The sequence below is a fragment of the Duganella sp. Dugasp78 genome (assembly GCF_059491455.1).
In genome coordinates, this window is record NZ_CP168506.1 from 5391420 (window position 1) to 5403047 (window position 11628).

At 65.0% G+C, this 11628-nt stretch carries 10 protein-coding genes; 1 reads left to right on the plus strand and 9 read right to left on the minus strand.

The genetic code is table 11. The features are described from left to right. Positions 1 to 2 precede the first annotated feature (2 nt). From ACEN9O_RS23910 to ACEN9O_RS23950, 9 genes are read right to left on the minus strand one after another with little or no spacing between them, the layout of a single operon-like run. A complete protein-coding gene (locus tag ACEN9O_RS23910) occupies positions 3 to 1175 on the minus strand; it encodes a TIGR03088 family PEP-CTERM/XrtA system glycosyltransferase (RefSeq protein ID WP_495614297.1) in 1173 nt (390 codons plus the stop codon). Further along, positions 1159 to 2730, minus strand: a complete 1572-nt coding sequence (gene xrtA / locus ACEN9O_RS23915) for an exosortase A (protein ID WP_495614298.1) — start codon at positions 2728 to 2730, stop codon at positions 1159 to 1161. Before xrtA ends, ACEN9O_RS23910 begins: the two co-directional genes overlap by 17 nt. Next, positions 2727 to 3956 (minus strand): TIGR03087 family PEP-CTERM/XrtA system glycosyltransferase, encoded by a 1230-nt coding sequence (locus ACEN9O_RS23920; protein ID WP_495614299.1) that lies wholly within the window; start codon positions 3954 to 3956, stop codon positions 2727 to 2729. Before ACEN9O_RS23920 ends, xrtA begins: the two co-directional genes overlap by 4 nt. A gap of 4 nt (positions 3957 to 3960) precedes the next feature. Then, positions 3961 to 4989 (minus strand): FemAB family XrtA/PEP-CTERM system-associated protein, encoded by a 1029-nt coding sequence (locus ACEN9O_RS23925; RefSeq protein ID WP_495618528.1) that lies wholly within the window; start codon positions 4987 to 4989, stop codon positions 3961 to 3963. Further along, entirely contained in the window at positions 4989 to 5822 is an 834-nt protein-coding gene (locus ACEN9O_RS23930; protein ID WP_495614300.1) for an XrtA system polysaccharide deacetylase, read from the minus strand. The genes ACEN9O_RS23925 and ACEN9O_RS23930 overlap by 1 nt, the downstream gene beginning before the upstream one ends. Then, a complete protein-coding gene (gene wecB / locus ACEN9O_RS23935; RefSeq protein WP_495614301.1) occupies positions 5822 to 6964 on the minus strand; it encodes a non-hydrolyzing UDP-N-acetylglucosamine 2-epimerase in 1143 nt (380 codons plus the stop codon). The genes ACEN9O_RS23930 and wecB overlap by 1 nt, the downstream gene beginning before the upstream one ends. A gap of 12 nt (positions 6965 to 6976) precedes the next feature. Next, positions 6977 to 8506: a TIGR03016 family PEP-CTERM system-associated outer membrane protein gene (locus ACEN9O_RS23940; protein WP_495614302.1), complete on the minus strand. Its 1530-nt coding sequence runs from the start codon at positions 8504 to 8506 to the stop codon at positions 6977 to 6979. Further along, positions 8490 to 9254 carry an XrtA-associated tyrosine autokinase gene (locus ACEN9O_RS23945; RefSeq protein ID WP_495614303.1) on the minus strand — a complete coding sequence of 255 codons (765 nt, stop codon included), beginning with the start codon at positions 9252 to 9254 and terminating at the stop codon, positions 8490 to 8492. The genes ACEN9O_RS23940 and ACEN9O_RS23945 overlap by 17 nt, the downstream gene beginning before the upstream one ends. Before the next feature lie 9 nt (positions 9255 to 9263). After that, complete coding sequence (locus ACEN9O_RS23950; RefSeq protein ID WP_495614304.1) at positions 9264 to 10790, minus strand: XrtA system polysaccharide chain length determinant; 1527 nt, start codon at positions 10788 to 10790, stop codon at positions 9264 to 9266. A 156-nt stretch (positions 10791 to 10946) separates the two neighbouring features. Between ACEN9O_RS23950 and ACEN9O_RS23955 the strand changes: the two genes are divergently transcribed. Then, complete coding sequence (locus ACEN9O_RS23955) at positions 10947 to 11555, plus strand: XrtA/PEP-CTERM system exopolysaccharide export protein (RefSeq protein WP_495614305.1); 609 nt, start codon at positions 10947 to 10949, stop codon at positions 11553 to 11555. Positions 11556 to 11628 lie beyond the last annotated feature (73 nt).

Consider the following 11628-nt stretch of genomic DNA (forward strand, 5'->3'; position numbering starts at 1 on the left):
TTTCATCGGTCGCGTTGGGGTGGGGTGGCCAGGGCGTCGTAGACCGCCAGGTAGGCGTCGGCCATGGCATGCAGGCTGTAGTGGGCCAGCACCCGCCGCCGTCCGCGCTGGCCATGGCTGCTGGCCAGCGCCGGCAGGCGGTAATAGTCGTTGAGGGCGTCGGCCAGCAGCGCCGGCGCGCGCGCGGGGACCAGGGTGCCGGCGCGGCCGCTGTCGAGCAGGTCCGGATTGCCGCCGACCGTGGTGGCCACGACCGGCAAGCCGGTCGCCATCGCTTCCAGGATGGTGTTGGACATGCCTTCGCCCAGCGACGGCTGGACAAACACGTCCATGGCCCGCATCAGTTGCGCGATGTCGTCGCGGCGGCCCGGCAGCCAGGCCAGCTCATCCATGCCTGCCTGGCGCAGCAGGTCCAGGCAGGCCTGGCGGCAGGGGCCGTCGCCGGCGATGAGCAGGCGCAGGCGTGTGCGCGGCAGCGCATGCTCGGCGACCAGCAGGATGAAGGCCTGCACCAGCGTCAGGTGATCCTTGACTTCGGCCATGCGGCCGACGCTGCCGATGACGTAGGCGTCCTCGCACAGAAAACCCGGCGGACCGACGGCGGCGGGCGGGCCCAGGCGGGGGTGGAATTCCAGGCTGTCGACGCCGTTGCCGATGTGGGTGACGTGTTGCGGCCGGGCGCCGATGGAGTCGATCAGCCAGGCTTCCAGGTCCTTGCTGACGGCGATGAAATGCCCGATCAGCGGCCGCAGCAGCTTGCGCAGCCAGCGGTATTTCCGGCTCTGGCCGTGCAAGTCATCCATGTCGCGGCCGTGCTCGCCGTGCACGCGCAGGCGCACGCCCGCCGCGGCGGCCAGCAACTGGCCTTCGATGCCGGACAGGTTGCGGGTGTGGACCAGCAGCGGCCGCAGCCGCCTGAGCGTGTGGAATAGCCGCAGGTAGTGGCCCCAGTCCTTGCCGTCGCGCTTGTTGATGCTGATGATTTCCACGCCGGGCCGCTGGATGCGCAGGTGGTAGTCGGTGTAGTCGCGCAGGCAGACAATGGCGTGGCGGTAGCGGTCGGGCGGCAGGTGGTTGATCAGGTTGATCAAACCGTTCTCCAGCCCGCCCACGTCGAGGCGATGGATCAGGTGCACGATCAACGGCGCGGCGGCCAGTTCAGCGTCCGGCGACATGGGCAAGTCCCTGTTCGATGGCGGGCCGCATGGTCGACAGCAGCGCCTGCATGGCGTCGGCAGCCTGTTCGGGCCGCTCGTCATAGCGGGCGGCGAGCGCGATCTCGGCGCCGTCGTCTTCGTCGCCGAGCAATTTGCTGCGCGCCAGCAGCAGCTTGAGCAGCAAGGGACTGGCGGTATCGCGCCGCGCCTGGCGGTACCAGCGCCAGACAAGCATCTTGGTTTCGCCGGCCTGGACAATGGTCTGCCGCACCTGGAGGCGCTGTTGTCCCAGGTGGATCTGCCGGCTGGTGGCTGCCATTTCTTTCCACGCGGGCCCGGCGGCTCGCGTGCTCCAGATTTGGGTGAGCAGTTCCGCGTCCTTGGACTGGTGGCGGTACCAGGTCAGTTGCAACGACACCTGACGCGGGCCGTCGCGGTAGTTGGCGGACCATCGCTGTGGCTGTCCCGCGTGCTGGGCGCGCCAGTCGCCGGCCTGCATAGCGCTGGCCCGCCATGGAGGGGGCGGCGGCGCCAGCGTCAGGAACGATGCTGTGCGGCCGGCGTCGGTCGGCGGCCGCAGGGCGATCCGGGCAAGTTGCGGCCAGAGTGCGACGCACAGCACTCCTGCCAGCGTCGCGGCCAGCCAGGCTGATGGCCGTGACCTGGCCGGCTGGGCCGGCTGGCCGGTGGCCGGTGAACGTGGTGCCGGCGGAGCGTCGTCCCGCCAGCGCGCGCCCAGCCCGAACATCAAGCTGACGACCAAGCCAAAAAAAAGCCAGCCGTAGATCAGATGGTCGATGCCGACCGCCAGCGTCATGTTGCTGTAGTGCCCGATCAGCACGATCAGGAAGGCGCGTACGCCATTGGCGACGATGGGCAGGAGCAGGGCCACGATGATGAAGGCGGCCCGCCGCAAGCGGCTGTGATAGGTCAGGTAGGCATACAGCGTGCCGAGGGCAATTGACGCGATCAGATAGCGCAGGCCGCTGCACGCCTCCTCCACCGACCAGTTTCCGCTGGGCAGCGAAAGGTAGTTGTTGTCACGGAACACGGGGATCCCTGCCAGCTGCAAGGCGCCTACCGTGAAGCTGGAAGTAAAGTCTATCAGGGGCGAGATGAGCACTTCGCCAAAGGGCACCGCCAGCAGCAGATAGGAAAGGGCGAAGGAGATGGCGCGCGCGTAGCGCCAGCCCAGCACCAGGGCAGGCATCGCCGCCGCCATCAGCACCAGGCAGTATTGCTGCACGACGGGTACGTTGGCCGCCGTGGCGACCAGCCAGAGTAGCCCCAGCAGAGCGAGCGGCAGCAGCATGATGGGCGCCGGTTGCAGCGGCAGGCCGGCCAGTTCGGCGCGTTGCCGCCAGACCAGCCAGAGGCAGAGCGGCGGCACCACGAAGCCGTGGGCAAAGGTTTGCGAGTGCCACCACTGGTTGATCATACCGGCGGCCGTCGGCCAGTAGGCGGCCAGCAGCGCGCACAGCGCTGCCAGCAAACAGGCTTGGGGCCAGGGCCGGGCAGGCTTGGCTGGCGGTTCGGCGCGCGCTGTCGCGACGGACGAGAGTGCGGCGGTCATGTCAGGGGTTCCGCTGGCAGGCGCTCAGACTCGGCGACGTAGAGCACCACGCCCAGTCGTTCAAGATTGCTGTGCCACTGATAATCGCGCAGCACGTGCTGGCGGGCCGCAGCGCCAAGACCGCTTGACGCGCGCAACTGCTGGCCGATGTGGTCGATGAAGCCGGCCACGCCGGTGGCGCTGACCAGATCCCGTCCAGGCACGGCGGCAAGGCCTTCCAGCGCCTGCGGCGTCGCCACCACGGTCTTGCCCATGGCCATGGCCTCGAGCACCTTGTTTTGTATGCCGCGCGCGATTTGCAACGGTGCCACCGCCAACGCCGCGTGCTGCAGATAGGGGCGGATGTCGGGCACCGTGCCGCTGACATGGATGCCCGGCAGGCGGCCCAGGGCCGCCACCGCCGGGCTGGGACGCGCGCCGACGATGTGGAACTGCAACTCGGGGAATTCCAGCCGCAGCACCGGCATGACGCGCTGCGCCAACCAGCTGACGGCGTCGATATTCGGCCGGTAATCCATGGCGCCGGTGAATACCAGCACGCGGGCGCCGTGGTAGGGATCGGGCGCGTCGGGCTGCGGTGAAAAATATTCGCAGTCGACGCCGTTGCTGAAATGACCGGTCTTGTGTCCCGATTCCGGTGCCCGCAGCCGGAACAGGTCGGCCTCGGCGCGCGAGACCAGCAAGGTCTGGTCGAAGGCGCGGGCGGCGGCGCGCTCGAATTCCAGCAAACTGCGGCCCTCGCGCCGGTACAACGATGACAGCGGCCAACGGTGGTGGTCGGCGTAGTTTTGCCATTTTTCGGAGTCGACGTCGACCAGGTCCAGTACCCGGTGCAGCGGGCCCCGCGCGGTGCGGGCCGGCAGGTATTGCGCCATGGGGCCGGAAAAAGCCAGCGCCGTGTCGATGCGGTGGCGCTTGAGCGTGGCCGCGACCCAGTCGCGCAGCGCCGGGTGACGATAATAGGCAACGCTGAGGGACTCGCCGCGCCACAGCGCCGGCATGCTGGCCAGCCGCGCCAGGCGCGGATGCAAGCGGACGAAACAGGAGCTGGCGCAGTCGGCCGCCAGGTGTTCCGCATGGGCCAGATCGGCGGAATCGTCGATGAAGCTGCCCAGGTGTACGCGGAAATGGCGCTGCAAGTAGCGCAGCACGTGGTAGGCGCGGATCTTGTCTCCCTTGTTGGGAGGGTAGGGAATGCGATGGGTTAAGTACAGCAGCTCGCGCATGGCATCAGCCCAGTTGCCGCACAATGTGGGGGCCGATTGCATTGGCCAGCGATAAGGGCAACATACGCCACGCGCGTATCAGCAGTTGCAGGCGGGGATTCAAGGGTTGGACATCCTTTAACTGTTTCCCCCGATGCAGCTGATAGTCGTAGCACAAGGGCTGCGGCTCGAAGCCCCAGTTCTTCTTGAACGCGAAAGCGCCAGTGCCGTACTTGCTGCGACCGAAGTCGAACAGCCGGCGGCCGCGTTCGGTGGCGCGCCGCATCACTTCCCAGTACATGAAATCATTGCCGGCGTGGACGCGCGCAGCCTCGCCGCCGCCACCGTAATAAGGCAGGATCTCGTCGCGGAAATGGAAACTCATCACCGAACAGATCGCCTGACCGCCGCGCTGCACGCTGAGGATCTCGCAGTCGTCGCCAAAGGTTTGCTGCAAGGTGCGAAAATAACGGCGGCTGAACACAGGCGTGCCCAGGCGGTGCACGCTGGTGGCGTAGTTGGCGTAAAAGCGGTCGGTATCGGTATCGATGACGCTGCTCAGACCGCCTGCCATGCCTTTGCGCACCATGGCGCGCTGCTTGCGGGGAATGGCCAGCAGATTTTGTTCGGGGTCGGCGGCGAGCGGCTTGCGGAAGGTGGCATACAGGTCTTTGTGCAGCCAGTCCGCGTGGATCGATTGCAGTTGGCGATATTCCAGATGGTCGACCCGCAGGCGGCGGGCCAGTTGCTGTGCCGCCTGGTCGACGGCAGCAGCGGCGCCATCTTCCATCGCGGCCACGCCGCCGTAGACGCAGAACGGCAGCGAACACAGGGTGTTGCCGAACAGGCGGCTGTTGACCTGGGCCAGCGGCAGCACCGCCTGGATCTGGCCCGCCGATTCGGCGTACAAGTACCAGGTGGGGTGGCCGAACGCGCTTTCTATCACCTGCTGCCAGCCGGCGCGGTGAAAGAAGGTGGCGCCGGGGCAGCGCTGCACAAAGGCGTCCCAGCGCGCGTGGTCATGCGTCCCCATCTGTCCGACGTTCCACTGCATCATGCATTCCCCAGAAAGATGTGGTCGATCCTGCCCCATTGAAAATCACGCAACAGCTGGACGATGCGTCCCTCCATGCGGTGCAGGTTGAGGTAGTGGCGAAACCGGGTCTTGAAAGCGATCCCGTGTTGGCGCGGCTGGCCGGGATCGAGCTCCCAAGGATGAAAATAGAATATGCCAGCTTGGCCATCGACGGAATTGATGTGTCGCAAGGCCCAGCGCGAGGCGGCGTAGGGCAACAGGCGGAAGTAGCCACCGCCGCCGGCCGGCCAGTTGCGTCCGAACAGGCGGACGGTGCTGATCGGCAGCTCCAGCACGCCGTGCTCGCCGCGCGGGCGCCAGGCAAAGCGCGCGCCGTCCGGCATGCCGTAGTGGTCGTGGCGGATCGGATAGATGCTGGAACTGTAGCGGTAGCCTGCGGCGTACAAGCTGTCCAACGCCGGCAGATTGGCCGCGCCGATGGAAAAGCTGGGCGCCCGATAGCCGATCACGGCCGTACCGCTCAGCTGTTCCAGCAACTGCCTGCTGCGCTGTATGTCGTCGAGAAACTGCGCGGGCGTCTGTTCGCTGGCGCGCAGGTGGGCGTAACCGTGGCTGGCCAGCTCGTGGCCGCCTTCGACGATGCGCCGCACCAGCGCCGGATAGCGTTCGGCAATCCAGCCGAGCGTGAAGAAGGTGGCCTGGGTGCGCTGCTGCGCCAGCAGGCCGAGGATCAGCTCGACGTTGCGCTCGACCCGGCACGGCAAGGTGGCCCAGTCCGCACGGCTGATATGGCCGGCGAAGGCCGAGACCTGGAAATAGTCTTCGACATCGATCGATAAGGCGTTGCGCATCACGTTAGCTCCCGGGGGGCGGCCAGCCAGTGGCCGATATGGCCGGCGATGCGTTCGGCCGCGTGGCCATCCCAGCAGGCCGGGATGCGTCCGGCCTTGCCACCGTAGCGCAGGATGTCGCGGCTGAGCGCCAGGATGACGGCGGGATCGCGGCCGGCGATGGCGTTGCTGCCCTCGGTCACCGTGACGGGGCGCTCGGTGCTGTCGCGCAGGGTGAGGCAGGGCACGCCCAGCGCCGTGGTTTCTTCCTGCACGCCGCCGGAATCGGTGAGCACCAGGCTGGCATGTTTCATCAGGCCCAGCATGGCGCGGTAGGATTGCGGCGGCAGGCAGGCCACGCGCGGCGCGTCCAGCAGCCGGCCCAGTTCGTGGCGCTGCAAGCTGGCGCGGGTGCGCGGGTGCAGCGGAAACAGCACCGGCACGTCGTCGCTGAGTTTGACGATGGTTTCCATCAGCAGGCGCAGGCGGCGCGGATCGTCGACATTGGAGGGCCGATGCAGCGTCAACAGCGCGTAGCGGCTGTCGTGCGGGAGGAAGCCGGCCAAGTGGACTTGACGCAACACGTCCTGCACCGGCGTGGCCCGCGCCAGTTCGCGCTGCAGGGTATCGATCATGACGTTGCCGACAAAGTGGATGCGCGTCGCCGGTATGCCTTCGCGCAGCAGATTGCTCATGCCGCTCGCTTCGCTGGTGAACAGCAGCGTCGACAGCTGGTCGGTGAGGACGCGATTGAGCTCTTCCGGCATGCTGCGGTCGTAGCTGCGCAAGCCGGCCTCCACATGCAGCACCGGAATGTTTTTCTTGGCGGCCGTGAGCGCGCACGCCAGGGTGGAATTGACGTCGCCAACCACCAGCACGGCAGCCGGGGCGCTGGCGTCCAGCAGCGGTTCGAAACGCTGCATGACCAGCGCTGTCTGCACCGCGTGGCTGGCGGAACCGACCTCCAGCTGCACATCCGGCGCGCGCATTTCCAGCGCGGTGAAGAATTCGCTGTCCATGTCGGCGTCATAGTGTTGCCCGGTGTGCACCAGCACGGACTCGAGCGGGTACTCGGACATGGCCAGCGCGCGCAGGATGGGGGCCATCTTCATCAAATTGGGGCGGGCGGCGACGACACAGACGATGCGGGCAGGCGAGTGCATGGCTGGCTCCGTTTAAAACGCGACCATCAAGGCCGCGCCGATGCCGTTTTCACGGTAGTCGCCGCCGGCGTTGCTGTTGTGACGGACATGGCGCAGATCGACGCTGGCGCTGACCTTGGGCTGCAACTGATGACTCAAGGACAGGATCAGCGCGCTGTTGCGGTCGGTGCGGCCGGTGCTCAGCGATTCTGCCCTGCTGAGGCTGGCGCTGACGGTGAGGTTGCTGCGCGGCGACATGCGGTAGTTCCAGCCCACCTGGGCGGCGTTCTGGCGGGTGCGGTCTTCCAGCGCCAGTTGGTCGGGGCCCAGCAGAGGGCTGTCGATGGCGCTGCTGGTCTGGGCGGTGCGGCGGGTGCTGTTCAGGGTGAACGCCAGCGCGCTGCGCGCACCGCTGTAGACGGTCGCCAGTCGCCAGTCTTTTTGCAGATAGTAGCGATGGCTGAAGAAGTTGACGTTGCCGTTGGGGCCCAGCAACTGCGACACCAGCAGGAACAGCTTGATGGTTTGCTGGCGGGTCTGGGGATCGGGGATGCGGCTGGCCCACAGCTGATTCAGGAAATCGCCCAGCCCGGTAGGCGGTATGCTGAGGAACTCGCCGTGCGTGGTGGTGATGTCCTCGTTGTAGCTGAGTGTCCAGAACATGCTGCGCAGGCGGTATTCGGCGTCCAGCTGGTAGGTGTTGCCGAAATAGCGACGCCCCACGCTGGCAACGAGTTTGCTGCGCGGCGACGGCGTCCAGTTGCCGCCAACAGCATAGTGACGGCCATGCGGCTGGGCGCCGCTCGAGTGGTAGTCGTTTTTTTCGTAGCCGTCGGTGGCAAACAGGGACAGGCGGCTGTTGAGCGGATAGCTCAACGTCAGCGCGACATCGCTCATGGTGACGGTGGGCAGCGCCGAATCGTCGATATTCCTGCGGTCGGCGCGCAAGTCCCAATTCCATCCCTGGCCGCCGTTGTCGCCGCTCAGCTGCAGCGTGGTGTCGTCGCTGCGTACACTGATCAGGCGACCGCTGCTGACGCGCTGATAGTCGTAGCGCAGCTGCGCCGTTGCCAAGCCATGGAAGTAGTGTTTCAGGTAGGGACTGATGCTGGTCGCGCGCACGGTGCTGTTGTTGCCAGTGACCTGGGTCGTATCGACCAGTTGCGGGCCGAAGGCCGAGATGTTTTGCTGCGTGATGCTGGAACGGGCGTCGAGGTACAGCCAATCGCGTAGCACGTCGGCGTGGCCGCTGGCGTCCAGGTTCTGGGTGGTACGGTCAGCCTGATGAGTGTAGGCTATCCTTTGCAGTGCGTAGTCGAGCGCCAATGTGAGCCGCGGGCCGCTGGTGGTGATGGCGATGCCGGGCGAGACCTCGGTGGTGAACTCGCCGCGCGCCTGGCCGGGCGGCGCCAGGTTCATATTGTCGCTGTAGGACTCGCGCAGGCGCACCGTCGGCGTCACGTTCCACTCGGCCGGAATGGCGCAGGCCGGTAGCGATAGCAACACCAGCACGCTGAGCTGATAGGGAGCGCCGCGCGGAGCCAGGCTAATCATAATAACCATAGTATTCGCCGCCGGGGAAGGACTTGCTCTTGTTGTAGATCAGGCTGACGTGCGGGCAATGCTCGATATGGCGTAAGGCCTCCTTGACCGCGTGCTGGCTGGTCGTCTCGGACTCGACCACCATGACAATCTGCCCCATCTGCGCCGCCAGCACGCTGGCCTCCGTGGTCATCAACAGGGGCGGCGAGTCGAAGATGACGATGCGATCGGCGTAGCGTTCAGCGATTTCGGTCAACAGCCGACTCATGCTGCGGCTGGCCAGCAGTTCGGTAGCGTGCTTGTTGGCGCGCCCGGCCGGCAAGATGCTGAGCGTGGCGACGTTGGTCTTCAGAATCACGTCGGACAGTTCGCTGCGTTCGCGCAGCAGGATGTCCATCAGGCCCGGCTCGGCGGGCAGACCCAGCACCTTGAGCACCGACGGCCGCGCCACGTCGGCATCGACCAGCAACACCGTGATGTCCATTTCCATGGCGATGCTCATCGCCAGATTCACCGCGCAAAAAGTCTTGCCTTCGCCGGGCAGGGCGCTGGTGACGACGATCAGATTGCCGTGTCGCAGCGCGGGGATGTCGTGATCGCCGCGGGCATTGCGCAGCAGGGGCCGCTTGATGATGCGGAAGTCCTCGGCCACGGCGGTGCGGCCGCCGTCATGGGTCACCATGCCCAGCTGGTGGAGCCGTTCGAGATTGATCTCGATATGGCGCGGCGCGGCGGTGCCGGCCAGTATTTGTTCGGTCGATTGCTCCATGCACTACTCCTAATATCGCAACGCCGCCATCGCCAGCACGGCGCCGTAGGCTACAAACAGACAGGACAGGGCGGTGCCGAAGGCATAACGGCCACGCTTGCGTTTAATCTTCTGTTGCTGGGTCCAGTTCATGGAGACCGTGCCCAGCACCGGCAAACCGGTGCGTTCGCGCAGTTCGCTGGGGCTCAGGAAGGTGGGGCGCACCTGGCTGATCAGCAAGGCCGCGGCCAGCCCGGTCAGCAGCGCGCCGCCCAGCACCAGGCTCGACAGCAGGAAGCGGTTGGGCCCTACCGGCGTCAACGGCACCGTGGGCGGGTCGATGATCTTGAAGGTCATCATCTCGGTGGTGGAGCTCAGCTCGCCCGACAGCTTGGCCGCCTCGCGCCGGCCGATCAGTTTTTCGTAGTTGTCCTTGTTGATCAGGTAATCGCGGTTCAGCTGAGCCAGTTCGGATTCGAGTTCCGGCACCGCGTTCGCTTGCGCCAGCAGCCGCTGGTGGCGGGCCGCGAACTCCTGAACGCGGGCGCTGACGGCCGCTACCTTGGCATCGGCCTCGGTTTGCGCGACCTTCAGTTGCTGCAGCATCGGGCTATAATTCTTGCCCGGATCGCCGGCCGGCTTGAGCTTGTTCTCCTCGACCTTGCGGGCTTCCAGCTGCGCCACCAGGCGCTTGGCGGCGATGATGTCCGGATGCAGCTCGGTGTATTGCATGCGCAAGGCGTCGAGGTTTTTGTTCAGGGCGGCAATACGCCCGTCGATCTCGGGGCTGTCAATGCTGGCAGGGTTGAGGTCGGCGCCCAGCACTGGCTCGTCGCCGCTGATCTGGCTGCGGATGGCGTTGCGCGACTGCTCGGCTTCCAGCAGTTCCAGCCGTGCGGCGTTCAGCGCGTCCGACGACTGCATCAGCTGGTTGCTGTAGTCGACGCCCTGGCGCGGCAACAGTCCGTTATTCTTTAATTTAAATTCCTTGACCGAGTTTTCTGCCGCAATCAGTTTGTCTTCGTAGGATTTAATCTGCTCGTCGATGAATTGCACGGCTTTCCTGGTCTCGCCGTTCTTCCCTTTGAAACTGCCTTCGACGAATATGGTCAGCAGCGACTGCACCACGTCGCGCACCAGTTTCGGATTACGGTTGTTATAGGTGATGGTGTAAATGTCGTAGGTGCTGGTGCTACCGATTTTTATCTTGCTCATTAATTCGTCCAGTTGCTGCTCGTGATCGCGCGCGGTCCTGGCGTTCAGGTCCAGGTCCACCATGCGCATGACGCGCTCGACATTCGGACGGCTGAGCAGGGTGCGGCTCATGATGGAGACCTGCTGCTCGACGTTGGGCACGCTGGTCATGCCGGACAACAGCGGCTTCAGGATGCTCTGGGTATCGACAAAGACCCGCGCCGTGGTCTGATAATCGTCGGGCAGCAGCGCCACTTTGGTCCAGCCGGCCAAGGCCACCAGCCACATGACCGCGATTGCGTACCAGCGATATTTCCATATCCCCTGCAAGCTGATTAACAACTGGCTAATCATCTGCTCCATAGTGTGTTTTCTCCAGGGTTCAAGGAAAGGTGAATTCAAATTATATGGCTCGAAATATGGGGTTTTTTCTTAACTGAGCAGTGATTGAGCCAGATCAAGCAGCGGCGGACGGCTTTTCTCAATCATGGAAGCCGGATTATTCAAACGGGATTGGTCATGCATACTCTTCTGCGTATTGCCGCTGCCGCTGGGGCGGCCTGGCTGTTGGCAAGCTGCGCGCACCGCGTCGCCCTGTCGCCGGACGCGCCGGTGGCGCCCCAGGGCGATTACCTGATCGGCGCCGGCGACGTAATCAACATCAATGTCTGGCGCAATCCGGAGGTGTCGGTTAGCGTGCCGGTCAGGCCTGACGGGAAAATCACCACGCCACTGGTCGAGGACCTGCAGGCCGCCGGCAAGACCTCGACCCAGCTGGCGCGCGATGTCGAAAAGGCGCTCGAGAAGTACATCCAGCAGCCGATGGCGACCGTCATCGTCACCAGTTTCGTCGGCCCCTACGAGCAGCAGATCCGCGTCATTGGCCAGGCGGCCAAGCCGCAGGCGCTGGCTTACCGCCAGGGCATGTCGCTGATGGACGTGCTGATCGCGGTGGGCGGCATCACCGACTTCGCCGCAGGCAACAAAGCCAACATCATTCGCACCGTGAACGGTACACGGCAGAGCCTGCCTGTTCGTTTGCAGGACTTGTTGCGCGACGGCGATATTTCTGCCAACGTAGCGGTGTTGCCCGGCGATGTATTGGTGATCCCCGAAAGTTGGTTCTGAGCCTCAAAAATATTTGCGATTTTGGGGAACTTTTCGTTCACAAGGCAGGTCTGAAGAGCATGAGCCCAGTTTG